The following is a 25,942-nucleotide window of genomic DNA, read 5'->3' as shown; positions in this document are numbered from 1 at the left end:
AAATCGCGGCGCGCTGGGGCGCCGCCGGGCCGTAAGCTGTCTGCGCCTGTTCATTCCTTACCGCCCGTGGTCAGCGGCCGTACGCGCCGTCACTCGCGACAGTGCCCTCCGGAGCGCCCCGTGGCCAGTCCCTACCGCGCGATCTTCGCCGCGCCCGGAACTCTGGAATTCAGCGCGGCCGGCCTCGTCGGCCGGATGCCGCTGTCCATGATGGGCATCGGCGTCGTGACGATGGTCTCCCAGCTCACCGGGCGATACGGGCTGGCCGGCGCGCTGTCGGCGACGCTGGCGCTGTCCGCCGCGGGGATGGGTCCGCTGATCTCACGGCTGGTGGACCGGCACGGCCAGCGGCGGGTGCTGCGGCCGGCCGCGCTGACCGCCGTGACGGCCGTCGCCGGACTGCTGGTGTGCGCCCAGCGCTCGGCGCCCGAGTGGACGCTCTTCGTCTTCGCCGCCGGCGCGGGCTGTGTGCCGAGCGTGGGGTCGATGGTCCGGGCGCGCTGGGCGGAGATCCACCGGGGGTCACCGCGTGAGCTGCACGCCGCGTACGCCTGGGAGTCGATCGTCGACGAGGTGTGCTTCATCTTCGGCCCGATCATCGCGATCGGTCTGTCCACGGCCTGGTTCCCCGAGTCGGGGCCGCTGCTGGCCGCGCTCTTCCTGCTGGTGGGCGTCTTCTGGCTGACGGCGCAGCGCGCCACCGAGCCGGTGCCGCAGTCGCGTGAGCACCGCACCGGGGGCACCGCGCTGCACTCCCCCGGTCTCCAGGTGCTGGTGGTCACGTTCGTGGCGACCGGTGCGATCTTCGGGGCCGTCGACGTGGTGACCGTGGCGTTCGCGGAGGAGCGGGGGAACAAGACCGCGGCGAGCCTCGTGCTCGCCGTGTACGCGCTCGGCTCCTGCCTCGCCGGCGCCGTCTTCGGACTGCTGCACCCCCGGGGCAGCGCGTCCAGGAGGTGGCTGGTGGGAGTCTGCGCGATGGCCGTGAGTATGATCCCCCTCCAACTGGCCGGGAGTCTGCAGATCCTGGCCGTGGCGCTCTTCGTCGCCGGCCTCTCGATCGCACCGACGATGGTGACGACGATGGCACTCGTCGAAGCGCACGTACCTCGTACGAAGCTCACCGAGGGCATGACCTGGACCAGTACCGGACTCGCCGTCGGAGTGGCGCTCGGCTCGTCCGCGGGGGGATGGGTGGTCGACGCGTCGGGAGCCCGGACGGGGTTCGCTGTGCCCGTCGTGGCGGGAGCCGTCGCGGCCCTGGTGGCGCTGCCGGGTCACCGCAGACTGCTGGAGCGGTCAACGGATGGGGAGGGGCGCGGGGCTGATGACCAACACCGGTACGGGCGCGGCGGTGACGAGGAACGCGACAAGCACCTGGCGTAACTGGGCGGGGAACGTGAGCGCGCGGCCCACCCGCGTCGCCTGCCCGGCCTCCGTGGCGGAGCTGGCCGAGGCGGTCGTCAAGGCCGCCGAGGACGGTCTGCGGGTCAAGGCGGTCGGCACGGGGCACTCGTTCACCTCCGCGGCGGCCACCGACGGTCTGCTGATACGGCCCGACCTGCTCACCGGCATCCGTGCGATCGACCGGAAGGCCGGCACCGTCACCGTGGAGGCGGGCACCCCGCTGAAGCGGCTGAACGAGGCCCTGGCCAGGGAGGGCCTGTCGCTCACCAACATGGGCGACATCATGGACCAGACCGTCGCCGGCGCGACGAGCACGGGCACGCACGGCACCGGCCGCGAGTCCGCCTCGATCGCCGCACAGATCCGGGCGCTCGAACTCGTCACGGCGGACGGGTCCGTGCTGACGTGCTCCGCGGACGAGAATCCGGACATCTTCGCGAGCGCCAGGATCGGACTGGGCGCGCTGGGTGTCGTCTCCGCGATCACCTTCGCCGTCGAGCCGGTCTTTCTGCTGACGGCCCGCGAGGAGCCGATGTCCTTCGACCGGGTGACGTCGGAGTTCGACGCGCTCGTCACCGAGAACGAGCACTTCGAGTTCTACTGGTTTCCGCACACCGGCAACTGCAACACCAAGCGCAACAACCGCAGCGCCGGCCCCGCGGCCCCCGCCGGCCCGGTCCGCGGCTGGATCGAGGACGAACTCCTCTCCAACGGGCTGTTCCAGGTGGCGTGTTCGCTCGGCCGCGCGGTGCCCGGGACCATCCCCGCGATCGCCCGGGTCTCCAGCCGCGCCCTCTCCGCCAGGATGTACACGGACATTCCTTACAAGGTCTTCACGAGCCCGCGCCGCGTTCGGTTCGTGGAGATGGAGTACGCCCTGCCGCGCGAGTCGGCGGTGGGCGCGCTGCGCGAGGTCAAGGCCATGATCGAGCGGTCCCCCCTGCGGGTGAGTTTCCCGGTGGAGGTGCGGACCGCGCCCGCCGACGACATCCCGCTGTCGACGGCGTCGGGCCGCGAGACCGCCTACATCGCGGTGCATCTGTACCGGGGCACGCCCTACCGCTCGTACTTCACGGCGGTGGAACGGATCATGACCGCGCACGGCGGCCGGCCGCACTGGGGCAAGGTGCACACGCGGGACGCGGCGTATCTGGCCGGGGTCTATCCGCGCTTCGAGGAGTTCACGGCGGTGCGCGACCGGCTGGACCCGGAGCGGCTGTTCGGGAATCCGTATCTGCGGCGGGTCATCGGCGCGTAGTGGCCGGTCTGTCCGCGATCGAGGACAGGCCCTACGGCGACGGGACCGTGGACTCGTGCGTCGGTGGCGAGATGCCCTCGCCCGACGAGTCGCCGGATCCGCCGTCCGGCCGCGAGGGCTCCGGCGTCGGCGCGGTCGAAGGACCGCCGCTCTCGGGCGGGTCCGGGTTCGGATTCGGGCTCTGCCCGGTGCCGGGTGCGGAGGGGGCCGGGGTCGGGGTCGGCGACTCGACGGTCCCGGTGCCCTTGTCCTTGTCCGTCCCCGTGCCGTCGCCGGAGGGGGTCGGTCCACCGTCCCGCGGCCCGGCCGGTCCGTCGGGCGCGGAGTCCCCGCCGCTGTCCCCGCCCCGTACGACGGAGCTGAACGTCGTCCCCTTGCCGCCGCTCAGATCCTGTCCGGCGGCCAGTTCGTAGCCGGTGATGCCGAGCATCGCCACGGCGAAGACGACCGCGGCCGCGACGACGGGCCGCTTCCAGCCGCGTCCGCGTGTGCCGTACGTGGTGGCTCCCCCGAACGCGTCCCGGGCGGCGGCCTCCTGAGGAGACCGCTCGGCGGGGGCCGGGGTCGGGGCGGGGGCCGGCTCGGAGTCGTACACCTGGCGTGCCTTCGGCTTCACCTGGACCGAGACCTCGCGTATCTGGTCGCCGGTGCGCCGGAACAGGTGCTGGAAGACCGTGCCGCCGCAGGTGGCGATCACGCTCACCACTCCGGCGCCGATGATCGTGCCGTACACCCCCAGCTTGGAGGCGAACACCGCCGCCGCGATCGCGGCGAGCGCGCTCCCCGCGACCTGCGGCACGCTCAGTTCGAGCCGCTGCGTCGCCACCCCGCCACCGGTCCGAATGTCCGGGTTCTGCCTCTGATCCATCTCCAACCTCTGCTCGCCCATCTGTGCCACCGTGCACCAGGAAGAGACATTTGAGCGAATCGGATAGTTCCGCTTCTGGAGATTGTGTGAATTGGGACACGCGTGGGGGGTACGAACACCCTCTCAACTCCCCTGCCCCCGGAGAACTTCGGTGGCGTGGCAGTCCACCCCGATGGCCCGAATGGAGTACTGTGGCGAGCCCTGGGGCCGGACTCCCTCACAGGTGTCCGGGTCTACGGGAGGGGGCCGAAGTGGCACTCGATCCGGCGGCGCGATGGCACCGAACGGGCGCCTGCTACACAGTGTGACCAGGTCTGTCACTCTGAGTCGCAAACAGGCAACCGTGTCATGACGGCGTTCCAGGGCCCATGCCCGACACGCCGGGCAACTCGGCAAGGTTGTGGCAGGCTGCACCCGGGCAAGTCACACTCGACTAGCGGAAGCAGCGACGCACGTGACGTCGGCAGGCACCACCCGGGAGGTCCCCATGCCCGAACTGCGTGTCGTGGCCGTCTCCAACGACGGCACACGACTGGTGCTCAAGGCTGCCGACAGCACGGAGTACACGCTCCCCATCGACGAGCGGCTGCGCGCGGCCGTGCGCAACGACCGCGCCCGCCTCGGCCAGATCGAGATCGAGGTGGAGAGCCACCTCAGGCCCCGTGACATCCAGGCGCGGATAAGGTCCGGAGCCTCCGCCGAGGAGGTCGCCCAGATGGCCGGGATCCCGGTCGACCGGGTCCGGCGCTTCGAGGGTCCCGTGCTGGCCGAGCGCGCCTTCATGGCCGAGCGCGCCAGGAAGACGGCGGTGCGCCGCCCCGGCGAGAACACCGGTCCCCAGCTGGGCGAGGCGGTGAACGAGCGGCTGCTGATGCGCGGCGCCGAGAAGGAGACCGCGCAGTGGGACTCGTGGCGCCGCGACGACGGCACCTGGGAGGTCCTGCTCGTCTACCGGGTCGCGGGCGAACCGCACTCGGCGAGCTGGACGTACGACCCGCCCCGGCGGCTCGTCCAGGCGGTCGACGACGAGGCGCGCTCGCTGATCGGCGAGACGGACGACTCGCTGGCCGTCGGCACGAAGGAGCCGAGCTTTCCGTTCGTACCGCGCATCGCGCGGCTGCCGAGGGATCGTGAGCGGCCCCTCGACCGTGCCATGGAACGGCAGATGGAGCGGCCGACGGCGCCGGACCCGGACGAGGACACCAGTGAGCGCGACACCCTGACCAGCCTGCTGGAGGCGGTGCCGAGCTTCCGTGGCGACATGGTGGTCCCGGAGCGGCCGTCGCCGCCCGAGCCGCCGGCGATCGAGCCCGGTCAGGTGGACGACGAGGAGGAGCCGGTGGCACCGGCCGCCTCGGCGGGCGCGGGGTCCGCGTACGCGGATGTGCTGATGCCGCGCTCGGTGGCGGGCCACCGCGACCGGCTGACCGGTACGACGGACCGTCAGGCGGAGGCCGACGGCGTACGGCCCAACCGCCGTGCCGCGGTGCCGAGCTGGGACGAGATCGTTTTCGGCACGCGCCGCAAGAAACAGGACTGAGCGGGAGCGGGATCGTCACTGGTGGGCCGGGGCCGTACGCGACGCACGCGTACGGCCCCGGCCCCCTGTTCATGACCGCCCGCGTCGGGCGGTGTCACTCGGGGTCGGGACCCGTCGCCACCGGGCGCGAGGGGTCCGCCGTCCACTCCGACCAGGAACCGGCGTACAGCGCCGCGGGAAGACCGGCGATCTCCAGCGCCACCAACTGGTGCGCGGCGGAGACCCCGGAGCCGCAGTACACGCCGACCTCGGGGCCGCCTGAGCCGGCCGTCGCGCCCAGCGCCTTGAAGCGGGCCGCGAGCGTCTCGGCCGGGAGGAAACGGCCGTCCGGACCGACGTTCTCCGAGGTGGGCGCGGACACCGCGCCCGGAATGTGCCCGCCGACGCGGTCCAGCGGCTCGACATCGCCCCGGTAGCGCTCCGCCGCCCGCGCGTCCAGCAGCACGCCGTCACGGGCCAGCGCGGCGGCGCCGTCCGCGTCGAGCAGCGGCAGCGAGTCCGGTACGGGGCGGAAGTCGCCCTCCTCCGTGGCCGGGATCTCCGTGGTCAACGGGCCTTCCCAGCCCGGAAGTCCACCGTCCAGCACCGTGACGTCGCGGTGGCCGGCCCAGCGCAGCATCCACCACGCGCGGGCCGCGGCCCAGCCCTGACCCCCGTCGTAGACGACGACCGGGGTGCCGGCCGAGACGCCCGCGCGGCGCATCACCGCGCCGAACGCCGCGACATCGGGCAGCGGATGACGGCCGCCGGCGCCGGGCGGGGCGGACAGTTCCGCTTCGAGGTCGACGAACACGGCACCGGGCAGATGGCCCGCCTCGTACTCCGGGCGGCCGGGCGGGGCGCCGGGCGCGTAACGGACATCGAGCAGGACCGGCGGCCTGGGCCCGGCGATCAGGGCGGCGAGTTCGGACGCGGAGATGATGACTGTCATACGGCCATCCTCGCGCACCGGCAAGGGCGTTCGGATCCGACGCGGTGCGTGATACCACGGCGACGTTACGTAAATGTCAAAACAGTCGTCCACTTGCTGGATCGCGCCAAAAGCGGCGCGGCCGGGGCGCGACGCGCGGCGCGGAGTGGAACCATGCTCGGGCAACCGGCCGCGCCGCCCGAGGCGCGCGGCCCGTTCTCCGCCGACCGATCGCGATCACGGCCGTCCCCGAACGGTCCGAGGGGAGAGTGACGATGACCGAAGCAGCGAAACGGTACAGACCCGGTACACCTTGCTGGGTGAGTCTGATGGTGCACGGCCTTGACACGACGCAGGACTTCTACGGAGCGCTGTTCGGCTGGAAGTTCGTATGGGTGCCGGGGCCCGAGCCGTTGAGCGCGTACGTACGCGGCGTACTCGACGGACAGGACGTGGCGGGAATCGGCCAACTGCCGCCGGAGCGGCGACTGCCGCTCGCGTGGACGACGTATCTGGCCACGGACGACGCCGACATGACGGCGGAGGCGATCAGGTGCTCCGGCGGCACCGTCGGCGTGGGGCCGCTCGACACGGGCGTGGACGGGCGCGTCGCGATCGCCTCGGACCCGGCCGGCGCGGTCTTCGGGATCCGGCAGGCCAAGGCGCGCACCGGCGGCGGCACCGGCTCTGCTGACGTCGGGGCGGCGGCAGGAGTGGGAGTGGGGGCGGGATCCCGAGCGCACGGAACGCCCGTCTGGAACGAGTTGGTGACGCATGACACCGCCTGGGTCGGCACGTTCTACCGGTCGGTCTTCGGCTACGCCGTGGAGACGACCGGCCGGGACGGGGCCGACGTGCTGACGCTGCGCCTCGACGGGCGCCCGGTGGCGACGCTGCACGGCGTGGGCGAGGGCCTCGGGCGGGTGCGCGGCTCGCACTGGATGACGTACTTCGAGGTGGCCGACACGGACGCGGCGGCGCTGCGGGTCGTCGAGCTGGGCGGGCATGTGATCGACCGGCCGCGGGAGACGGCCGCTGGGCGGGTCGCGACGGTGACGGATCCCGGGGGCGCGGTCTTCAGTGTGGTGCGGTCGGCCGGTCGCTGAGCGGCGGCCGGACGGTCGGGCGGTCGCCGATCCGCACCGGCGCGATCGTCCCTGCCCAGGGGGCATGTGCCGTACCGTTCGGGCCATGGAGATCTGGATCAATCCCGCGTGCTCGAAGTGCCGCGGCGCGCTGACACTGCTGGACGAGGAGGGCGCCTCGTACACCGTCCGCCGATACCTGGAGGACGTGCCGTCCGAGGACGAGATCCGGTCCGTGCTCGACCGGCTCGGGCTGCAACCCTGGGAGATCACCCGGACCGGGGAGGCCGACGCGAAGGAGCTGGGGCTCAAGGAGTGGGCGCGGGACGCCGGTTCGCGGGAGCGGTGGATCTCGGCGCTCGCGGCGCGTCCGAAGCTGATCCAGCGGCCGATCATCACGGCGGACGACGGCACGGCGGTGGTGGCGCGCACGGACGAGGCGGTACGCGACGCCCTCGGGCGCTCGTCCTAGGCCGCCGCCGGAATCCGCCCGGTGGTGGTGTCAGCAGATCGTGCCGGGCCGGGCCGCGGTGGCCTTGAGCAGATCGCGCAACAGGCCGAAGTCGACGCCCTCCGGTGTGCGGAACCGCGGACAGCCCTTGCCCATGTCGTGCCCGGCCAGCCGTTTTTCGAACGCCTCGCGGACGTCACCGCGCATGAGGTAGAAGGAGATGTACCGCTTCTGGCTCGCGAACGCGATCTCGCAGGCGCCGTCGCGCTCGTACGCGGGCATCCCGTACGCCATGACCTCGTCGAAGCCCGCCAGCTCCGCGCGGCACAGCTGCCGCAGCCGGGCCAGGGCGGCCCTGCGTTCCCGAGGAACCTCGGTCAGACAGCCTTCGACATCGCTCGCCTCGCTCTGCATTCCGTGAGGGTATGCCGGGTTCGAAGCCCTTATCCAGCGGGGTCGTCCACACGCCTCAGTCGGAGGCCACCGGCAGGACGTCCGGGGAGAGCGCGCCGGCGCGGACGGCACCGCTTGTCATCCGGCGGCGGTGGTGGCGTCGGCAGAGCACCTCGTAGCCCACCTCGTCCTGCGACCGGTGCACGTCGCCGACCACCACCTGCGCGCCCTCGACCACCATCCGCCCGCCGACGGTTCGGGCGTTGTGCGTGGCGCGCGCCCCGCACCAGCACAGTGCCTCGACCTGAAGGACCTCGACGCGGTCGGCGAGTTCCACCAGGCGCCGGGAGCCGGGGAAGAGCTCGGTGCGGAAGTCGGTGGTGATGCCGAACGCGAAGACGTCCAGGTCGAGGTCGTCCACGATCCGGGCGAGCTGGTCGATCTGTCCGGGCGCGAGGAACTGTGCCTCGTCGGCGATCACGTAGTCGCAACGTCCGCCCTGCGAGAGCCGGTCGACTATGTAGGCGTAGAAGTCGAAGCCGTCCGCGGCCTCGACGGCGTCGGTGACCAGACCGAGCCGCGAGGACAGCTTTCCCTCGCCCGCGCGGTCGTCACGCGTGAAGATCATGCCCAGCAGACCGCGGGCGGAGCGGTTGTGCTCGATCTGAAGAGCCAGGGTGCTCTTTCCGCAGTCCATCGTTCCGGAGAAGAACACCAGCTCGGGCATGAGGAAGTGACGGCCTTTCAGGTACGGACGGGGCAGGTGGCGCGCGCCGGTACGGGGCGTCGTCCGGGGGACGGATGCGCCGGAGTAGGACCGGGGCGGGCGTTACGAGCGTACTTCGAGGAGCGGCACCAACTGCTCGACGGGGGTCATCGAGCCGTGCATCCCGACCATCTGGGACTCGCGCGGCTCGTTGACGGACGCGGTGATCACCACGTCGTCGTGCGCGGCTGCCACGACGTCGCCGATCCTGCCGTGGACCCGCTCCTCCACCGTGCCGGGCGGGCCGAACCAGCCCGCCGCGACGGCCTCGTCGCGGCTCGCGACCCAGAACTGCTCGCCGAGCACCTCGCGCCAGACCGTGAGGACGTCCGCCTCGGCACCCGGCACCGCGTAGACGTGCCGGGCCCGGCCCTCGCCGCCGAGGAGCGCGACACCGGCCCGCAGCTCCCAGTCCTCGTCGAAGTCGATGCGCGACCGCTCGTCGAAGGGGATGTCGATCATGCCGTGGTCGGCGGTGATGTACAGGGCCGACCGGGGCGGCAGTTGCTCGGCGAGACGCTGGGCGAGCCGGTCCACGTACATCAGCTGACCGCGCCAGGCGTCGGAGTCCATGCCGAACTTGTGGCCCTTGCCGTCGACCTCGCTGTAGTACGTGTAGACCAGCGACCGGTCCCCCGCGGCCAGTTGGACGGCCGCGAGGTCCATCCGGTCCTCACCGGAGAGACGGCCGTGGAAGGTGCCGCCGCTCAGGGCGATCTCGGTGAGCGGGGTGCGTTCGAAGGCCGGGGACGAGACCTGCGCGGTGTGGATCCCGGCCGCGTCGGCGAGCTGGAAGATCGTGGGGTAGGGCTGCCAGACGTGCGGATCGGTCCACGGGCGCCAGCGGAGCTGGTTCATCAGCGCGCCGGTGGCGGGGTCGCGCACGGTGTAGCCGGGCAGACCGTGGGCGCCCGGCGGCAGCCCCGTACCGACGGAGGCGAGGGACGTAGCGGTGGTGGCGGGAAAGCCGACGGTGATCGGCCGGCCGGTGCCGCCGCGTGAAGTGCCCAGCAGCGACGTCAGATACGGCGCCTCGTCGGGATGGTCCTTGATCTGCTGCCAGCCGAGGCCGTCGATCAGGAAGACGCAGTTGCGGTCGGCCGGGGTGAGTTCGGGGATGACCGCGGCGTCCGCACCGGGAGCGCCCGGGAGGGGGACGCCCTGGCCCGCGACGAGCGTGGGCAGCAGGTCGGCGAGCGAGCCGCCGCCGTACTCGGGGACGGGCGCGGTGTCCAGTGCGAGCGGGACCGGGTCCTGCCATGCGGTGGGCGGGGCGGCCATCAACGGCCGGTCGACGACGGGGCGGCCGCGGTGGCTTCGGAGAGCGACTGGGCGAAGACGAGCGTCTGCCGTACGGTGTCGGGTCCGTCACCGGCCTCGCTGACGCGCAGGCTCAGGTCGTCGGCGGTGGAGTTGCCCGTGTAGCCGTGGTCCGCCTCGCAGTTGGGGTCGCCGCAGGCGGCGGGCTCCAGATCGATCCGGGAGACGGCGCCCCAGCCGATGGTGAGGACGACCTCGCGGGGCAGGGTGCCGGGGGTGTACGACTCGGGGTTCGCGACGACGCGGCTGACCACGACGGACGAGATCCGGTCCAGCTTGACGGACTCGGTCGAGGTGGTGGCGTACGGGGTCGGTGAACTGGTGTCGGCGGCCTGCTCGTCGGTGTGGCTGACGATGAAGCGGTGGGCCGTGAGGACGAGGACGGTGACATGCCGGCGGACCTCGTTGGAGTCGAAGGTCGTCTCCTGGTGCACCAGATACGACGCGATCTGCTCGCCGCCGACGGCGGCCTCGACCGCCTCGGCCACGAGAGCCGGGTAGTAGCCACTGCGCTCGATCGCCGTGCGCAGCCCCTGGGTCGTCGTACCGGTCTTCGCCATGTCCCCATCCTACGGTGGCGGGATGCATGGCCCGCACCGCGCGAGTCCGCCGGGGGCGGAAGTGGGTGGACGGCTCTGTCGTGATCTGCCGGGTTCGCTCGGGGCCGGTGCTCGCACTGTGGCCGGGCTTGCCGCACCGGATCCGGCCGGTGACCGGTTCGCCCTCGATCGCCGGGCGGGCTTGTTGAGCCCGCCCGGCGATCGAGGGCACGCGCGGCAGGCCGGTCGCGCGACCGTCGACGTTCCCGGCCACCGCTCTGGGCCGTGTCCGACAAATGGCGCCGTCCGCCCACAGGGCGGGGCCGGCGGCGGCTGGTGCTGTGCATCGCAAGGCGGAGGGGCGGGCTCGTACCGGGCGTACTCGACCGTCTCCGACAGCGCGGCGAGGCGCCGTGCCGGGCGTCGCGGGCCAGGCGGGGTTTGTCGGACACGCCACCGACGACTGAACCTGACCAAGCACTACTAGTAGCTCGGCAGGCGGCGGGGGCCGAGGTCGTCGCGGGAGGGGGGTGGCGCGAGGCGGACGCTCGCGCCGAGCACCGAGAGGCCCTGTGTGGCGACCACCACCGGTTCCAGCGCGACGGACACGATCTCCGGGTGGTCGTCGACGAGCCGGGACACCCGGAGCAGCAGCTCTTCCAGCGCGGCGGTGTCGACGGGCGCGGAGCCGCGCCAGCCGAAGAGGAGCGGCGCCGTGCGGACGGACCGGAGCAGCTCCGCGGCTTCGCGGTCGGTGACGGGCACGAGCCGGTGCGCCACGTCCCCCAGCAGCTCGGAGGCCACCCCGGCCAGCCCGAAGGAGAGCACCGCGCCGGCGGCCGGGTCGATGACGGCGCGCACGACGGTGTCCACCCCGCGCGGTGCCATCGACTGGACGACGGGCCGCAGCTCGGCGGGCTCGCCGAGCAGCTCGGTGAGTTCGCCGTACGCCGCCCGCAGCCGCTCCTCGTCCGCGAGATCGAGCCGTACGCCTCCGAGGTCGGCCCGGTGGCGCAGATGCGGCGCCGTGGTCTTGAGCGCGACGGGGTATCCGAGCCGCGCGGCGGCCTCGACGGCGCCGTCGGGTCCGGACGCGGGGAGGGTGGGCCGTACGGCGATCCCGTACCGCGCGAGCAGTTCCCGGGTGTCGTCGTCCCCGAGGCTCATCCCGTGCGGGTCGACCGGCGCTTCGCCGAGCACCCGGCCGATGAGCCCGGCGGCCCCGCTCTCGTCGATGTCGTCGTACTCGGGCACCTTGCCGGGCTCCGCGGCCTGCCGCCGCCACTGCGCGTAGGTGACGGCCTGGCCGAGCGCGCGGACCGCGCGCTCGGCCGCGGGGTAGGCGGGGATCCGCCGGGGGGCGGTGCGGGGCTCCCGGGGCGGCACGGGGACGGCACCGGCCGGCTCGGGAGCGGGCGTCGGCGGGGTGTCCGGCGCGGCGCCCGTGCCCGGCACCGGTCCCGGGCGGGGCGCCGTCGTCGTGGCCGCCGAGAGCGCCTTCGCGAGGCCGCCGATCTCGACGTGGACCACGGCCACCGGCTTCGCCGGAGCCGTCGATGCCGCCTCGCGGAGCGCCGTCGCCAGAACCTCGCCGTCACCCGACTCCATCGCGCCGTTCTCGCCGACCCAGGGGATCGCCGTGACGACGACCGCGTCGCAGCCCGGGTCCGCCAGCACCGCGGCCAGCGCCGTGCGGAAGTCCTCGGGGCGGGCCGATGTCGTGAGGTCGAGCGGTGGGAGCGGGCGCAGACCTTCGGTCAGGCAGGCGTCGTACGAAAGGAGGCCGAGCGACTCGGAGTTGCCGAGGATCGCGACATGCGGGCCGGCCGGCAGGGGCTGGTTCGCGAGCAGGAGACCCGCGTCGACCAGCTCCGTGACGGTGTCCACGCGGATCACGCCCGCCTGGCTGAGCAGCGCCGAGACGGTCGCGTCCGGGATACCGGTGACCGGCACCGCGTGCCCCGGCGGCGCGCTGCCGCTGTGGCGTGCGCCCTTGGCGACGACGACCGGCTTCGCGGCCCCGGTGCGCCTGGCGAGCCGGGTGAACTTCCGTGGGTTGCCGATCGATTCGAGGTAGAGGAGCACGACGTCGGTGTCCGGGTCGTCGTGCCAGTACTGGAGGAAGTCGTTGCCCGAGACGTCCGCGCGGTTGCCCGCCGAGATGAAGGTGGACACCCCCGCGCCGCGCCGGACCAGTCCGGCCAGGAGCGCGATACCGATCGCGCCCGACTGGGTGAAGAGACCGATCCGCCCCCGGCCGGGTGTCTCGGGGGCGAGCGAGGCGTTCAGCCGGACGGGCGGTCCGGTGTTGATGACGCCGAACGCGTTGGGGCCGATGACGCGCATCCCGTACGAACGTGCCTGTCGCACGAGTTCGCGCTGGCGCTCCCGCCCGGCCGGCCCGCTCTCCGCGTATCCGGCGGAGAGCACGACCAGGCCCTGGACGCCGTGTTCGCCGCAGTCGGCGACGGCTTCGGGCACCCGCTCGGCGGGGACGGCGACGACCGCGAGGTCGACGCGCTCGTCGATCTCCGCGAGGGAGCGCACGGCCGGGACGCCGTCGATCTCGGTGAGCTCCGGGGGCAGGGCCACGTTCACCGCGTACGTACGCCCCGTGAAACCCCCGTCGAGGAGATTGCGCAGCACGGCCCGCCCGACACCGCCCGCCGTGCGTCCGGCGCCGACGACGGCCACCGACGAGGGGCCGAGCAGCCTCTGTACGGAGCGTGCCTCGGCGCGCTGCTCGCGGCCGCGCTGGACGGCGAGGGACTCGGCGGTCGGTTCGAGGTCGAGGACCAGGCGGACGGCGCCGTCCTCGAAGTTGCGCCTCTGGGTGAACCCGGCGTCCCGGAACACCTTGATCATCTTGGTGTTCGCGGGCAGCACCTCCGCCGCGAAGCGCCTGATCCCGCGCTCGCGCGCCACCGCGGCGATGTGTTCGAGGAGCGCGGAGGCGATCCCGCGTCCCTGGTGCGCGTCCTGGACGAGGAAGGCGACCTCGGCCTCGTCGGCGGGCGCGGAGGCGGGCATGCCCCGGGCGTCGATCCGGTCGTAGCGGACGGTGGCGACGAACTCGCCGCCGACGGTCACCGCGAGTCCCACCCGGTCCACGTAGTCGTGGTGGGTGAAGCGGTACACGTCCTTGTCGGAGAGCCGGGGGTAGGGCGCGAAGAAGCGGTAGTACTTCGACTCGTCGGAGACCTGCTCGTAGAAGCTGACCAGCCGCTCGGCGTCGTCGGTCGTGATGGGCCTCACGCGCGCGGTGCCTCCGTCGCGCAGAACCACGTCTGCTTCCCAGTGATCGGGGTACGCGTGCTGTGACGGCGTCGTCATGGGACGAGCCTACGGCGCGCACACGGGTAGCGGCGGGTGCTGGGCCGGGGCAGTCTGGGGTCTGTCGACGGACCCCAGGGGTGCCTCGTCGGTCCGTCCGGAGCCGCGTGGCACACTGGTCTAGACAACAACTGTGACTTGAAGGGCAACACCATGGCTGAGCGTCGCGTCAACGTCGGCTGGGCCGAGGGCCTGCACGCCCGTCCCGCCTCCATCTTCGTCCGTGCCGCCACGGCCTCCGGCGTGCCGGTGACGATCGCCAAGGCCGACGGCAGCCCGGTCAACGCGGCGTCGATGCTCGCCGTGCTGGGGCTGGGCGCGCAGGGCGGCGACGAGATCGTCCTGGCCTCCGACGTGGACGGCGCGGACGTCGCGCTCGACCGGCTGGCGAAGCTGGTGGCCGAGGGCCTGGACGAGCTTCCCGAGACCGTCTGACCCGCGCCGCGTACGTACGAAACGGCGAAGGCCCCGGCAGGACGCCGGGGCCTTCGTGGTGTCTGGGTACCGGCTCAGACGCCGACGCCGTGCGAGCGCAGATACGCGACCGGGTCGATGTCGGTGCCGTACTCCTCGCTCGTCCGCGCCTCGAAGTGCAGGTGCGGTCCCGTGGAGTTGCCGGTCGAGCCCGAGAGGCCGACCGACGTGCCCGGGGAGACGCTCTGGCCGACGTTGACGGCGACCGAGGAGAGGTGTCCGTACTGGGTGTACGTGCCGTCGTTCATACGGATGACGACGTTGTTGCCGTACGCGCCGCCCCAGCCGGCCTCGACGACGGTGCCCGCGCCGACGGCCACGACCGAAGTGCCCGACGTGGCGCGGAAGTCGACGCCGCTGTGGCTGCCGGACGACCAGAGCGCGCCTCCGGTCCGGTAGCCGGTGGTGACGGAGGAGCCGGCGACGGGGAGCCGGTAGGCGTTCAGGCGCTCGCGCTCGGCGGCGCGTGCCGCGCGCTCCTCGGCCTCGCGGGCCTGCGCCTTGCGCTTCGCCTCGGCCTTGGCGCGAGCGGCGGCCTTGGCCTCCGCCTTCGCCTTCGCGGCCTTCCGGGCGGCCAGGCGCTGCGCGTCGGCCTGGGCGTCGATCTTCGCGGCGAGCGAGTCGTCGATGACGATGGCGCGGTCCGGGGCGGCCGGGGCCGCCTCCTGGGCGAGGGCCGCGCCCGCTTCGGCGGCGAGCGCCGGGGAGGCGAGGGTGCCGATGACACCGGCCGCGGTGAGAGTGGCGACTCCGGCGATGTTCGCGCTCCGGCGCGTCATTCGGCCCGGGGCACGGTGCTTCCCGGTGGCACGGGTGAACGCCATGAAGTGGCTGGTCCTTTCCTTCCTTCTCGCCTACCGGGTTAGCTGACGGGTTCGGAGCAGGAAGGTCTCCTACGGGCTCCTCCGCGGATCACGCGAAGGCCCCCGATTCACCCCAGGGACGCAAATGGGTCCCCGGCTCCCCAGGCTCGCGCCTGACGGGGACTCGGCGATGGCTGTCCGGTGCCGCGGATGCGGCGGGCTCTGGCGGACAGCCGGACCGACGCTAAAGGGGTCATCTTTCAATCACCAAACAGACAGGCCCTTTTGTAGCGCACGCCACAGGGCATTCAGGCAACCTCCTTATGAATGCGGACATAGCGGGAAACCCCGGCGACTGGTTCGTCACCGGGGTTCCCTTTGTGCGTATTGAGCCGCGTGGTTCGTGGGCCGGCCTCAGCCGGTGACGACCTTCACCTCGCCGATGCCGAGCCCCTCGACAGGCTCCCGGATCACCGAGGCGTCCCCGACGAGCACCGTGACCAGCCGGTCGCCCGGGAAGGCGCTGACGACGGCGGCCGTCGCCTCGACGGTGCCGGTCTCGGCCAGGCGTGCGTAGAGCCGCGCCTGGAAGTCGTCCGGGAGGTGCTGCTCGACCTGGTCGGCGAGCGTGTCGGCGACGGACGCGGCCGTCTCGTACTTCAGTGGCGCGACTCCGACCAGATTCTGCACGGCCGTCTCGCGCTCGGCGTCCGTCAGCCCTTCGGCCGCGAGCGTACGCAGCACCTTCCACAGATCGTCCAGCGCGGGGCCGGTCGACTCGGTGTCCACGGAGCCGCTGATGGCGAGCATGGAGGCGCCCGTACCGTCCGGGTCCGAGCGCAGCACCTGCGCGAAGGCCCGCACGCCGTAGGTGTAGCCCTTCTCCTCGCGCAGCACCCGGTCGAGCCGGGAGGTGAGCGTGCCACCCAGGCAGTACGTGCCGAGCACCTGGGCCGGCCAGACGCGGTCGTGCCGGTCGGGGCCGACCCGGCCGATCAGCAGCTGCGTCTGGACGGCTCCGGGCCGGTCCACGATCACCACGCGGCCGGTGTCGTCGGCGGTCACCGGCGGCACGGGGCGCGGCTCGGAGGTGTCGCCCGTCCAGTCGCCGAGCGTCTCGGCGAGCAGCGCCTCTACGTCGACGCCGGTGAGGTCGCCGACGATGACCGCGGTGGCGGTGGCGGGGCGCACGTGCGCTTCGTAGAAGGCGCGGACACCCTTCGCGTCGATGCGTCCGACGGTCTCCTCGGTGCCCTGGCGCGGGCGCGACATGCGCGAGGTGGCCGAAAACAGCTCCTTGGAGAGCTGCTTCGCCGCGCGGCGGGCCGGGTTGGCCTGCTCGTGCGGGATCTCGTCGAGCCGGTTGGTGACGAGCCGGCCGACCTCGCTCTCGGAGAACAGCGGGGCGCGCAGGGCGTCGGCGAGCAGGCCGAGCGCCTTGGGCAGCCGGGAGACCGGGACCTCCAGGGAGACCCGGACGCCGGGGTGGTCGGCGTGCGCGTCGAGCGTGGCGCCGCAGCGCTCCAGCTCGGCGGCGAACTCCTCGGCCGTGTGCTTGTCGGTGCCCTCGGACAGCGCGCGGGCCATGATCGTGGCGATGCCGTCGAGGCCCTCGGGCTCGGCCTCCAGCGGGGCGGCGAGGGAGATCTCGACGGCCACCACCTGCTGGCCGGGGCGGTGGCAGCGCAGCACCGTCAGTCCGTTGGGCAGGACACCGCGCTCGGGCGCGGGGAACGCCCAGGGCCTGGCCTCTCCGGCGGTCGGCTGCGGGTGGAACTCCATGGTCACGGCAGCGTCGGTCACTGGTCCGCCCCCTCGTGCTCGTCGGTGTCGGCAGCCGCGTCGTCGGCGTCGTCGTCGGGGGAGGTGGGCTCGTAGACGAGCACCGCCCTGTTGTCGGGGCGCAGCCGCGCCTCGGCGACGGCACGTACCTCTTCGGCCGTGACGTCCAGCACCCGCTGGACGGCGGTCAGCGCCAGCTGCGGGTCGCCGAACAGCACCGCGTACCTGCACAGTTCGTCGGCGCGGCCCGCGACCGTGCCGAGCCGGTCGAGCCACTCGCGCTCCAACTGGGCCTGGGCGCGCTCCATTTCCTCGGCCGTGGGGCCTTCGGCCGCGAACCGGGCCAGCTCCTCGTCGACAGCGGCCTCGATCTGCGGAACCTCGACGCCGCCGGAGGTCTTCACGTCCAGCCAGCCGAGCGAGGGCGCGCCCGCCAGCCGCAGCAGTCCGAATCCGGCGGTGACGGCCGTACGGTCGCGGCGTACCAGGCGGTTGTGCAGCCGGGAGGACTCGCCGCCGCCGAGGACGGTGAGCGCCAGGTCGGCGGCGTCGGACTCGCGGGTGCCGTCCTGCGGCAGCCGGTAGGCGGCCATCAGCGCGCGGGCCGGGACCTCCTCGTGGATCTCCTCGCGCAGCTGCTCGCCGATGATGTCGGGCAGGGAGCCGTCGCGCGGCGGCTGCTTGCCGTCGTGGCCGGGGATCGAGCCGAAGTACTTCTCGACCCAGGCGAGGGTCTGCTCGGGGTCGATGTCGCCGACGACCGAGAGCACCGCGTTGTTCGGCGCGTAGTACGTACGGAAGAACTGCCGCGCGTCGTCGAGGGTCGCCGCGTCCAGGTCGGCCATCGAGCCGATCGGGGTGTGGTGGTAGGGGTGGCCCTCGGGGTAGGAGAGCGCGGTCAGGCGCTCGAAGGCGGTGCCGTAGGGCACGTTGTCGTAACGCTGGCGGCGTTCGTTCTTCACGACGTCGCGCTGGTTCTCCATCCCCTCGTCGTCGAGGGAGGAGAGCAGCGAGCCCATGCGGTCGGCCTCCAGCCAGAGGGCGAGCTCCAGCTGGTGGGTGGGCATGGTCTCGAAGTAGTTGGTGCGCTCGAAGCTGGTGGTGCCGTTGAGCGAGCCGCCGGCGCCCTGCACCAGCTCGAAGTGACCGTTGCCCTTGACCTGGGCGGAGCCCTGGAACATCAGGTGCTCGAAGAGGTGGGCGAGGCCCGTACGGCCCTTGACCTCGTGGCGCGAACCGACGTCGTACCAGAGACAGACCGCGGCGACCGGGGTCAGGTGGTCCTCGGAGAGCACCACGCGCAGTCCGTTGGCGAGCCGGTGCTCGGTCGCTGTCAGGCCGCCGGAGCCGGCCTGCGCTGTGGCCGTGTGACCCATGGGCATGTACGTCCCTTCGATCGCGATATAAGAAGTCCTGCCACTGTATGCAAGCGCGCCGACGCGTGGCGAAGTTTCCGTGTCGCGCGAAGGGGTGCCACCTCGCCGTCCGCCGGTCGGCGGCCCGTTGACAGCCCGGCGGTGCTCCGCCGGAAACGGGCGCCCCGGGCGGTTCAACGACGGGTCGAGGTCGGCGTTGTCAGTCCGGCGGGCCACAATGGTCCGCGTCAGTTCCTCAAGTTGTCCGCTCAGAGTCCCCGAAGTTGTCCGTCCAGACCCGCACAGACCTGTGAAGGAGCCGCAGCAGCGATGGCCCGCCGCAGCACGAAGACCCCGCCGCCGGAGGACTTCGAGGAGAAGATCCTCGACATCGACGTGGTCGATGAAATGCAGGGCTCCTTCCTTGAGTACGCGTACTCGGTGATCTACTCCCGCGCCCTGCCCGACGCCCGCGACGGCATGAAGCCGGTGCACCGGCGCATCGTGTACCAGATGAACGAGATGGGCCTGCGCCCCGACCGCGGCTACGTGAAGTGCGCCCGTGTCGTCGGTGAGGTGATGGGTAAATTGCACCCGCACGGGGACGCGTCGATCTACGACGCCCTCGTCCGGATGGCACAGCCCTTCTCGATGCGGCTGCCGCTCGTCGACGGGCACGGCAACTTCGGCTCCCTCGGCAACGACGACCCGCCGGCCGCCATGCGGTACACGGAGTGCCGGATGGCTGACGCGACGTCACTGATGACCGAGTCGATCGACGAGGACACCGTCGATTTCCAGTCGAATTACGACGGCCAGGAGCGGGAACCGGTCACGCTGCCCGCCGCGTATCCGAATCTGCTGGTCAACGGCGCCTCCGGAATCGCCGTCGGCATGGCGACGAACATGGCGCCGCACAACCTCGGCGAGGTCATCGCCGCCGCACGGCACCTGATCAAGCACCCGGGCGCCGACCTGGAAACGCTGATGCGGTACGTGCCGGGGCCCGACCTGCCCACCGGTGGCCGGATCGTGGGCCTCCAGGGCATCAAGGACGCGTACGAGAACGGGCGCGGCACGTTCAAGATCCGCGCCACGGTCACCGTGGAGGACGTCACCGCGCGCCGCAAGGGCCTCGTCGTGACCGAACTGCCCTTCACCGTCGGCCCGGAGAAGGTGATCGCCAAGATCAAGGACCTGGTCTCGGCGAAGAAGCTGATGGGCATCGCCGACGTCAAGGACCTCACCGACCGGGCGCACGGGCTGCGTCTGGTCATCGAGATCAAGAACGGCTTCATCCCCGAGGCGGTGCTGGAGCAGCTCTACAAGCTGACGCCGATGGAGGAGACCTTCGGCATCAACAACGTGGCGCTGGTGGACGGCCAGCCGCTGACGCTGGGGCTCAAGGAGCTGCTGGAGGTCTATCTCGACCACCGGTTCACCGTCGTACGCAGGCGCAGCGAGTTCCGCAGGACCAAGCGGCGCGACCGGCTGCATCTGGTCGAGGGTCTGCTCGTCGCGCTGGTCGACATCGACGAGGTCATCCGCCTCATCCGGTCGAGCGACAACTCGGCGCAGGCCAAGGAACGGCTGATCGAGCGCTTCTCGCTGAGCGACATCCAGACGCAGTACATCCTGGACACGCCGCTGCGCCGGCTCACCCGGTTCGACCGGATCGAGCTGGAGAGCGAGCGCGACCGGCTCAACGGCGAGATCGACGAGCTGACCGGCATCCTGGAGTCGGACAGCGAGCTGCGCAAGCTCGTCTCCGGTGAACTGGCCACGGTGGCCAAGAAGTTCGGCACCGACCGGCGCACGGTGCTGCTGGAGTCGGGCAGTTCGCCGGTCGCCGCGGTGCCGCTGGAGGTGGCCGACGACCCGTGCCGGGTGCTGATGTCCTCCACCGGGCTGCTGGCGCGTACGGCCAACGGCGGCCCGCTGGGCAGCGGCGACGGCAAGCGGGTGAAGCACGACGTGATCGTCTCGGCCGTGCCGGCGACGGCGCGCGGCGAGGTCGGAGCCGTCACCTCGGCCGGCCGGCTGCTGCGGATCTCCGTCATCGACCTGCCGCAGTTGCCCGACACCGCCTCGGCGCCGAACCTGTCGGGCGGGGCGCCGCTTGCGGAGTTCCTGACGCTGGAGCCCGACGAGGACCTGGTCTGTCTCACGACGCTGGACGAGTCCTCGCCCGGTCTGGCGCTGGGCACGCTCCAGGGTGTCGTGAAGCGGGTCGTCCCCGACTATCCGTCCAACAAGGACGAGTTGGAGGTCATCGGCCTCAAGGAGGGTGACCGGGTGGTGGGCGCGGCCGAGCTGCGTACGGGCGAGGAGGATCTGGTCTTCATCACCTCCGACGCCCAACTGCTGCGCTACCAGGCGTCGCAGGTACGGCCGCAGGGCCGGCCCGCGGGGGGCATGGCCGGTATCAAGCTGGCCGAGGGCGCGTCGGTGATCTCCTTCACGGCGGTCGACCCGGCGGGCGACGGGGTGGTCTACACGGTCGCGGGCTCGCACGGCACGCTGGACGACTCGGAGACGACGGCCAAGCTCACGCCGTTCGACCAGTATCCGCGCAAGGGGCGGGCCACCGGCGGGGTGCGCTGCCAGCGCTTCCTCAAGGGCGAGGACCTGCTGATCTTCGCCTGGGCGGGCGCGGCCCCGGCCCGGGCCGCGCAGAAGAACGGCTCACCGGCCACGCTGCCGGAGCCCGATCCGCGCAGGGACGGTTCGGGGACGCCGCCGCCGTCGGTCGTGGCCGTCCTGGCGGGTCCGGCGAGCTGACGCGGGTGTTCGGTGGTCAGACCGGGTCGGTGGCCTCTTCGGCCGCCGGCCCGGACCGTACGTAGCGCAGGACGCCCCACATGGCGGCCTCGTCGCCGAGTTCGCCGAGGTCGCTGTCGGCGCCGGTGACGGCGCAGACCCGCAGCTCCTTGTCCAGGGCGTCGCGGTCGATGCCGGAGCCGATGAGGACGAGCTGCGTGCGGCGCTCGGCACCCCGTGGCCAGGGCTCCGGGTAGAAGCGCAGGAAGCGCCCGACGGCGTGTACGGCGTAACGGTTGTCCGGGTCGGCCGCGCCGAAGTCCACGAAGTCCTTGACGCGGTAGAGCCCTTCCGGCCGCGAGTCGAGGAAGGCCATGAGCCGGCGGGGGTCCATGGCGGCCGGTTCGTCGAAGGACAGGCTCTCGTAGCCGGTGTGCGGGTGGTGCGCGTGCGCGTGGCCCTCGCCCCGGCCCTCGTCCTGCCCCTCGTCGGCGCGCAGGTCCTCGAAGGAGAGCTGGCGGACCTTCTCGTCCTCGGCCGGGCGGGTGGCGGGGTCGAAGAGCAGGCCGGGGTCGATCCTCCCGTACGACGCGGAGACCACCGCCGCGTCCGGCCCCAGCTCCGCGACCACGCCGAGGACGCGCTCGTGTTCGGCCGGTGTCACACGGTCGGTCTTGTTCAGGACGACCAGGTCGGCGATGGCGAGATGGCGGTCGGTCTCGGGGTGCCGCTCGCGGGTGGCGTCGAACTCGGCCGCGTCCACGACCTCGACCAGCCCCGTTACCTTTCTCGTGGCCCCGCAATGGGGTTCCTGGCCCCCGGGTCCGGTATGGCTGTGTGCCCCCTGTCGAAGGCGATGACCTGGGGGGTGTTGCCGCTGGGCTTCGGGGCACCGCTTGACCGCTGATGAGGGGCCTGACGACCGCCTGGTCCGGCGCAATGCCGGGCCGCTTCACCGGGCGGCATGTCTGCGTAACGTGGTTGCCGGCGTGTGGTGCCGCAGGGACGGCCGGGAGTTTCAGGAGACGAGTGGCGAGAGGCACACGCACATGGTCGACACGACCGCGATAGATCTCTTCCTCGGCCTGGACCTGGGCAAGGAGTTCCACCACGCCCACGGCCGGACCCGGGACGGCAGAACCGTGCACGACAAGCGGCTGCCCAACACCGAGCCGAGACTGCTGGAGCTGTTCACCAGGCTGGTGGCGAAGTTCGGCACCGTTCTGGTGATCGTGGACCAGGTCGCGAACATCGGTGCGCTGCCGCTGACGGTGGCCCGTGCGGCGGGCTGCCGGGTGGCCTACCTGCCCGGGCTGTCGATGCGGCGGGCCGCCGACCTGCATCCCGGCGAGGCCAAGACCGATGCCCGCGACGCGTTCGTGATCGCCGAGACCGCCCGCACGATGCCGCACACCCTGCGGGCGGTGGACCGCGACGACGAGGTGCTGGCCGAGCTGACGATGCTCACCGGTTACGACAACGACCTGGCCGGCGAGGTCAACCGCACCACCAACCGGCTGCGTGGCCTGCTCTCCCAGATCCATCCCTCCCTCGAACGTGTCCTCGGCCCCCGCCTGGTACCCCTACATCCAGGCTCTCCTCCAGCGCCACTCCCCAGCCAGGCTGAAGAAACTGGGCCGGGCCCGCTGCGAGTCCCTGCTCAAGGCGCACGGTTCGCGCAAGGCCCACCACCTCACCGCAGAGATCTTCGACGCGCTCGCCGAGCAGACCCTCGTCGTTCCCGGCACCGGCATCCGCGCTGATCGTGCCGGGACTCGCCGCCCAGCTCGCCGCCGCCCACACTCAGCGCCGCCAGGCCGAGCAGGAGATCGCTGCCCTGCTGGAGGCCCTCCCTCTTTTCCACCTCCTGACCTCCTTGCCCGGCCTGGGCGTCAGGACCACGGCCGCCGTGATCGTCGCGATCGGTGACGGCACCGGTTTCCCCAGCGCCGGACACCTCGCCTCCTACGCCGGACTCGCCCCGGCCACGAAGTCCTCCGGCACCTCGATTCGCGGCGAACACGCACCCCACCGCGGCAACCGGCTCCTCAAACGGGCCCTGTTCCAGGCCGCGTTCGCCGCGATCGGCTGCAAAACCGACCCGTCCTCCCGGACCTACTACGACCGCCAACGCGCACGCGGCAAGACCCACACCCAGGCGATCCTCCGCCTGGCCCGCCAGCGCGTGAACGTCATCCACGCGATGATCCGCACCGGGGCTCTCTACGAAGCACGCACCCCGGGCGACGTCGACCTCGCTGCCTGACGACTCCACCGCCCCCGCCCTCCAGGCCCCATCACACCCGCGCACCGGCACGGCCACCGCGGCCCCGCCGACCACCGCACTGCCCATCAGCCACCCGATCCGTCGGGGACATCCCGCTTCGCGGGACGTCCCAAAAAACCAGGATCAACCCCTACAAGCCGACCCCACCGGGGTTGACGAAACAGATAGGGGCACCCCCCCCGTACACGGTGCGCGGGTTGTCGCCCGCGAGGATCATCCGGACGAGTTCCTGCGGTTCGGCGAGGCCGCTCGCCTCGATGACGATGATGTCGATCCGCGCGGCGGGGCGGGTCAGCCGCTCCAGATAGCCGTCGAGTTCGCTCGCGTCGACGGCGCAGCAGAGGCAGCCGTTGCCGAGGGAGACCGTGGAGCCGATCTGTCCCGCGACCGTCATGGCGTCGATCTCGACGGCCCCGAAGTCGTTGACGATCACGGCGACGCGGTTGCCGGCGCGGCGGCGCAGGAGATGGTTGAGCAGGGTCGTCTTGCCCGAGCCGAGGAAGCCCGCGAGGACGACCACCGGAATCTGCCTGCCGGCCGTGCTCGGATTCAAGACCGCGCCCCGCCTTTCCGTAGGAGGTCGGGCAGAGCCGTGCGCCTGCCCGCTCCAGGATAGGAGAGCGGCTCACCGGTGCCGGCCGGTGGCCGGTTCGTCCTCGACCGCCGGACGGGCCGAAGGAGCCCGTCCGGCGGTCGGGGGCAGAGCCGGAGCCGTCCTACTCCGCGGGCTCGGGCCAGGTCGCGCAGTCGTCCCAGGCCGTGTCCCAGCCGGAGTTGCCGCCGCCGTCGGTGATCTCGAAGGTGCCGCTGCCCGCCGGGTAGGGGCAGTTGTACGTCCCGGCGACGCCCACGTCCGTCGCCGTGACGCCGCTGAACGCGACCGCGCCGGGTGTCTCCGCCTGGACCACGACCGTCCCGACCCCGTCGACGGTCGCACCGTCGACGCTCACATGGGCGACCGCCTTGCCCGTTCCGCTGCCGGAGACGAACTCGAAGGCGCTGTAGGGGCTGTCGGTGATGGTGGTGCCGGTGATGTTGACGTCCGCCTCGATGGCGCTGTCGTACGCGTCGACCCGCAGCGCGCCCATCGGGTGCTGCCAGTTGGGGTTCATGGCGCCCGTGCGTACGAGGGTGTTCCCGGCGACCGTGATCGTGCCGGCCAGCGGGAAGAACGGGTCCATGAACTTCTGGTTGGAGATCGCGATACCGCTGCCCAGGGCATTGGTGTCGAGGATCAGATTGTCCTTGACCGTGATGTCGCGGCCTCCGTAGATCGCGATGCCGTTCGCGAGGTTGGGCTGCGAGACGGTGTTGTCGGCGAAGGTGCTGGAGCTGTTGGTGGTGCCCAGCGACCACATGGCGAGCGAGTCGTCGCCGGTGTTGCGCAGGAAGTTCTCACGTACCTGGACACCCTTGGCCGTGCCGTTCAGATTGAGCCCGTCGGCCGTCATGTCGAGGATGCGGTTCCTCTCCACGACGAGGTTGTCGTTGTTGCCGGTCAGCCAGAGGCCGACCTTCAGGTGCTGGAGCCACATGCCGGACACGGCGGAGTCCGGACCGAGCGAGCCGTTGACGAAGTTGTCCGGGTTGTTGTCGACGCGCTCGGTGACCTCGCCGATGACGGCGAAGTCGTGCAGTCCCACCCTGCCGGTCGGGGCGCCCGACTGGTCGATGAAGCGCGAACTGCGCACCACCGAGTGCCAGTTGCCCGCGCCCCGTATCTCGACGTCGTCCACACCGCTGAGCGACTGGGTCAGTTTGAAGTCGCCCGGCGGGATCCACACGACGCCGCCCTTCGCGGCGGCGATCGCCTCGCGGAACGCCTGTGTGGAGTCCCCCTGCCCGCTCGGGTCGGCGCCCTTGTCGACGACCGAGACCGCGCCGGACGGGGCACCGGCGGGCCCGGCGACCTGTTCGAAGTCCGCGACGTCGACCGTGGTCGGGACGCTCGCCTCGAACTTGACCTTCGCGCCGGCGGACAGGTCGCGCCCGAGCAGCGCGCGGGTGTTGTCGAGCAGATGGTGCGTCTTGGCGCCGGCGATCCAGGGCGTGTCGATGTACGAGTACTTGGACGTGACGGCGAGCGTCGTGTCGGTCCTCTCGCCGTCGATGTACACCGCGAGGGTGCCGCTCTGCCCGTCCGGGACGCTGTACGCGAGGTTGACCGCGTTCGCGGCGGCGGGGAGCGTGAACTCCACGCTCTGGCCCGCGGCGAGCTGGACGGCGCGCCGGCCGGAGGACTCCGAGGCGAGGGTGCCCTGGGTGTAATCGGGCCCGACGGCCGTGCCGTTCGTGGTGGCGTCCTCCGCCTCGACGGAGGTGAAGGGGAGGGTCGCGCCGGCCGCGGCGACCCCCGCGGGGGCGGGTGCGCCGGCCGGACCGGCCGTCGCCGTGGGGGCGACGAGTGCGAGTCCGGTGGCCGCGACGGCCACGGTGGTGGCGATCGGCAGTGTCATCTTCCTCGCCGTACCGCGATATGTCGCGTTCCTGACAGATAGTTTCATGCGGGTCCTGCACCTTCCTGTGGGGCGGAGGGATGTCAGGGGGCCTACGCCTCCCGTCCGCCCCGTGCCCCCGGCCGCGGTTCCGCGCGGTCGGGCGTACGGGGCGG

Annotated in this window: 19 protein-coding genes, 2 pseudogenes and 1 riboswitch; of the genes and pseudogenes, 8 read left to right on the top strand and 13 right to left on the bottom strand. The window is 72.0% G+C overall.

What is annotated here, in order from left to right; all coding sequences use genetic code 11:
* The first annotated feature begins 120 nt into the window (after nt 1–120).
* Together SSPS47_RS26135 and SSPS47_RS26130 are read left to right on the top strand one after the other, a co-directional pair.
* On the top strand, nt 121–1,386 hold the full coding sequence (locus SSPS47_RS26135; RefSeq protein ID WP_164253097.1) for an MFS transporter: 1,266 nt from the start codon (nt 121–123) through the stop codon (nt 1,384–1,386).
* Entirely contained in the window at nt 1,328–2,665 is a 1,338-nt protein-coding gene (locus SSPS47_RS26130; RefSeq protein WP_164253096.1) for a D-arabinono-1,4-lactone oxidase, read from the top strand. Before SSPS47_RS26135 ends, SSPS47_RS26130 begins: the two co-directional genes overlap by 59 nt.
* 31 nt (nt 2,666–2,696) lie before the next feature.
* Here the strand turns inward: SSPS47_RS26130 and SSPS47_RS26125 are convergent, their stop codons facing one another.
* The gene (locus SSPS47_RS26125; protein ID WP_164253095.1) at nt 2,697–3,554 is read right to left on the bottom strand and encodes a hypothetical protein; all 858 of its coding nucleotides are present in this window, start codon (nt 3,552–3,554) and stop codon (nt 2,697–2,699) included.
* A gap of 466 nt (nt 3,555–4,020) precedes the next feature.
* Between SSPS47_RS26125 and sepH the strand changes: the two genes are divergently transcribed.
* Nucleotides 4,021–5,073 (top strand): septation protein SepH, encoded by a 1,053-nt coding sequence (gene sepH / locus SSPS47_RS26120; protein WP_164253094.1) that lies wholly within the window; start codon nt 4,021–4,023, stop codon nt 5,071–5,073.
* A gap of 94 nt (nt 5,074–5,167) precedes the next feature.
* On the opposite strand, the gene SSPS47_RS26115 is transcribed toward sepH, so the two are convergent.
* A complete protein-coding gene (locus tag SSPS47_RS26115; protein WP_164253093.1) occupies nt 5,168–6,004 on the bottom strand; it encodes a sulfurtransferase in 837 nt (278 codons plus the stop codon).
* Between the two features lie 254 nt (nt 6,005–6,258).
* On the opposite strand from SSPS47_RS26115, the gene SSPS47_RS26110 reads away from it, so the two are divergent.
* Nucleotides 6,259–7,089 carry a VOC family protein gene (locus tag SSPS47_RS26110; RefSeq protein ID WP_164253092.1) on the top strand — a complete coding sequence of 277 codons (831 nt, stop codon included), beginning with the start codon at nt 6,259–6,261 and terminating at the stop codon, nt 7,087–7,089.
* 85 nt (nt 7,090–7,174) lie between these two features.
* Nucleotides 7,175–7,540 carry an arsenate reductase family protein gene (locus tag SSPS47_RS26105; protein WP_164253091.1) on the top strand — a complete coding sequence of 122 codons (366 nt, stop codon included), beginning with the start codon at nt 7,175–7,177 and terminating at the stop codon, nt 7,538–7,540.
* A 30-nt stretch (nt 7,541–7,570) separates the two neighbouring features.
* On the opposite strand, the gene SSPS47_RS26100 is transcribed toward SSPS47_RS26105, so the two are convergent.
* The 5 genes from SSPS47_RS26100 to SSPS47_RS26080 form a co-directional block, all read right to left on the bottom strand.
* On the bottom strand, nt 7,571–7,933 hold the full coding sequence (locus tag SSPS47_RS26100) for a DUF1801 domain-containing protein (RefSeq protein ID WP_164253090.1): 363 nt from the start codon (nt 7,931–7,933) through the stop codon (nt 7,571–7,573).
* Nucleotides 7,934–7,988: 55 nt separating this feature from the next.
* Complete coding sequence (locus SSPS47_RS26095; RefSeq protein WP_164253089.1) at nt 7,989–8,639, bottom strand: thymidine kinase; 651 nt, start codon at nt 8,637–8,639, stop codon at nt 7,989–7,991.
* Between the two features lie 102 nt (nt 8,640–8,741).
* On the bottom strand, nt 8,742–9,959 hold the full coding sequence (locus tag SSPS47_RS26090; protein WP_164253088.1) for a nucleotide pyrophosphatase/phosphodiesterase family protein: 1,218 nt from the start codon (nt 9,957–9,959) through the stop codon (nt 8,742–8,744).
* Nucleotides 9,959–10,558, bottom strand: coding sequence for a DUF5998 family protein (locus tag SSPS47_RS26085; protein ID WP_147878732.1), 600 nt, complete (start codon nt 10,556–10,558; stop codon nt 9,959–9,961). The genes SSPS47_RS26090 and SSPS47_RS26085 overlap by 1 nt, the downstream gene beginning before the upstream one ends.
* Before the next feature lie 462 nt (nt 10,559–11,020).
* Nucleotides 11,021–13,870 (bottom strand): bifunctional GNAT family N-acetyltransferase/acetate--CoA ligase family protein, encoded by a 2,850-nt coding sequence (locus tag SSPS47_RS26080; protein ID WP_203557930.1) that lies wholly within the window; start codon nt 13,868–13,870, stop codon nt 11,021–11,023.
* A gap of 153 nt (nt 13,871–14,023) precedes the next feature.
* Between SSPS47_RS26080 and SSPS47_RS26075 the strand changes: the two genes are divergently transcribed.
* A complete protein-coding gene (locus tag SSPS47_RS26075) occupies nt 14,024–14,305 on the top strand; it encodes an HPr family phosphocarrier protein (protein WP_147878137.1) in 282 nt (93 codons plus the stop codon).
* Between the two features lie 74 nt (nt 14,306–14,379).
* On the opposite strand, the gene SSPS47_RS26070 is transcribed toward SSPS47_RS26075, so the two are convergent.
* The 3 genes from SSPS47_RS26070 to SSPS47_RS26060 form a co-directional block, all read right to left on the bottom strand.
* On the bottom strand, nt 14,380–15,168 hold the full coding sequence (locus SSPS47_RS26070) for a M23 family metallopeptidase (protein ID WP_164253087.1): 789 nt from the start codon (nt 15,166–15,168) through the stop codon (nt 14,380–14,382).
* A gap of 12 nt (nt 15,169–15,180) precedes the next feature.
* A riboswitch (cyclic di-AMP (ydaO/yuaA leader) is annotated at nt 15,181–15,347 on the bottom strand.
* A 214-nt stretch (nt 15,348–15,561) separates the two neighbouring features.
* Nucleotides 15,562–16,929, bottom strand: a complete 1,368-nt coding sequence (locus SSPS47_RS26065; protein ID WP_164255015.1) for a pitrilysin family protein — start codon at nt 16,927–16,929, stop codon at nt 15,562–15,564.
* 17 nt (nt 16,930–16,946) lie between these two features.
* Nucleotides 16,947–18,311 carry a pitrilysin family protein gene (locus tag SSPS47_RS26060; protein WP_187280357.1) on the bottom strand — a complete coding sequence of 455 codons (1,365 nt, stop codon included), beginning with the start codon at nt 18,309–18,311 and terminating at the stop codon, nt 16,947–16,949.
* A gap of 303 nt (nt 18,312–18,614) precedes the next feature.
* On the opposite strand from SSPS47_RS26060, the gene SSPS47_RS26055 reads away from it, so the two are divergent.
* On the top strand, nt 18,615–21,065 hold the full coding sequence (locus SSPS47_RS26055; RefSeq protein WP_164253086.1) for a DNA topoisomerase IV subunit A: 2,451 nt from the start codon (nt 18,615–18,617) through the stop codon (nt 21,063–21,065).
* Between the two features lie 16 nt (nt 21,066–21,081).
* On the opposite strand, the gene SSPS47_RS26050 is transcribed toward SSPS47_RS26055, so the two are convergent.
* Nucleotides 21,082–21,984, bottom strand: a complete 903-nt coding sequence (locus SSPS47_RS26050) for a GTP-binding protein (protein ID WP_164253085.1) — start codon at nt 21,982–21,984, stop codon at nt 21,082–21,084.
* A gap of 109 nt (nt 21,985–22,093) precedes the next feature.
* On the opposite strand from SSPS47_RS26050, the pseudogene SSPS47_RS26045 reads away from it, so the two are divergent.
* Nucleotides 22,094–23,310 (top strand): annotated as a pseudogene (locus SSPS47_RS26045) (IS110 family transposase).
* A 196-nt stretch (nt 23,311–23,506) separates the two neighbouring features.
* Here SSPS47_RS26045 and SSPS47_RS26040 read toward each other — a convergent pair.
* Together SSPS47_RS26040 and SSPS47_RS26035 are read right to left on the bottom strand one after the other, a co-directional pair.
* Nucleotides 23,507–23,884, bottom strand: a pseudogene (locus tag SSPS47_RS26040) (GTP-binding protein); the annotation flags it as partial.
* A gap of 163 nt (nt 23,885–24,047) precedes the next feature.
* Nucleotides 24,048–25,787, bottom strand: a complete 1,740-nt coding sequence (locus tag SSPS47_RS26035) for a glycosyl hydrolase family 28-related protein (RefSeq protein ID WP_164255013.1) — start codon at nt 25,785–25,787, stop codon at nt 24,048–24,050.
* Between the last annotated feature and the right edge of the window lie 155 nt (nt 25,788–25,942).

It is taken from the genome of Streptomyces sp. S4.7 (assembly GCF_010384365.1).
Lineage (GTDB): Bacteria > Actinomycetota > Actinomycetes > Streptomycetales > Streptomycetaceae > Streptomyces.
This window is presented reverse-complemented; position numbering and strand designations above follow the sequence as displayed.

Coding starts and splice junctions, on each gene's coding strand:
- SSPS47_RS26130 (WP_164253096.1), top strand. CDS start 1,328: ATGACCAACACCGGTACGGGCGCGGCGGTGACGAGGAACGCGACAAGC.
- SSPS47_RS26125 (WP_164253095.1), bottom strand. CDS start 3,554: ATGGGCGAGCAGAGGTTGGAGATGGATCAGAGGCAGAACCCGGACATT.
- sepH (WP_164253094.1), top strand. CDS start 4,021: ATGCCCGAACTGCGTGTCGTGGCCGTCTCCAACGACGGCACACGACTG.
- SSPS47_RS26115 (WP_164253093.1), bottom strand. CDS start 6,004: ATGACAGTCATCATCTCCGCGTCCGAACTCGCCGCCCTGATCGCCGGG.
- SSPS47_RS26110 (WP_164253092.1), top strand. CDS start 6,259: ATGACCGAAGCAGCGAAACGGTACAGACCCGGTACACCTTGCTGGGTG.
- SSPS47_RS26105 (WP_164253091.1), top strand. CDS start 7,175: ATGGAGATCTGGATCAATCCCGCGTGCTCGAAGTGCCGCGGCGCGCTG.
- SSPS47_RS26100 (WP_164253090.1), bottom strand. CDS start 7,933: ATGCAGAGCGAGGCGAGCGATGTCGAAGGCTGTCTGACCGAGGTTCCT.
- SSPS47_RS26095 (WP_164253089.1), bottom strand. CDS start 8,639: ATGCCCGAGCTGGTGTTCTTCTCCGGAACGATGGACTGCGGAAAGAGC.
- SSPS47_RS26090 (WP_164253088.1), bottom strand. CDS start 9,959: ATGGCCGCCCCGCCCACCGCATGGCAGGACCCGGTCCCGCTCGCACTG.
- SSPS47_RS26085 (WP_147878732.1), bottom strand. CDS start 10,558: ATGGCGAAGACCGGTACGACGACCCAGGGGCTGCGCACGGCGATCGAG.
- SSPS47_RS26080 (WP_203557930.1), bottom strand. CDS start 13,870: ATGACGACGCCGTCACAGCACGCGTACCCCGATCACTGGGAAGCAGAC.
- SSPS47_RS26075 (WP_147878137.1), top strand. CDS start 14,024: ATGGCTGAGCGTCGCGTCAACGTCGGCTGGGCCGAGGGCCTGCACGCC.
- SSPS47_RS26070 (WP_164253087.1), bottom strand. CDS start 15,168: ATGGCGTTCACCCGTGCCACCGGGAAGCACCGTGCCCCGGGCCGAATG.
- SSPS47_RS26065 (WP_164255015.1), bottom strand. CDS start 16,929: ATGGAGTTCCACCCGCAGCCGACCGCCGGAGAGGCCAGGCCCTGGGCG.
- SSPS47_RS26060 (WP_187280357.1), bottom strand. CDS start 18,311: ATGCCCATGGGTCACACGGCCACAGCGCAGGCCGGCTCCGGCGGCCTG.
- SSPS47_RS26055 (WP_164253086.1), top strand. CDS start 18,615: ATGGCCCGCCGCAGCACGAAGACCCCGCCGCCGGAGGACTTCGAGGAG.
- SSPS47_RS26035 (WP_164255013.1), bottom strand. CDS start 25,787: ATGACACTGCCGATCGCCACCACCGTGGCCGTCGCGGCCACCGGACTC.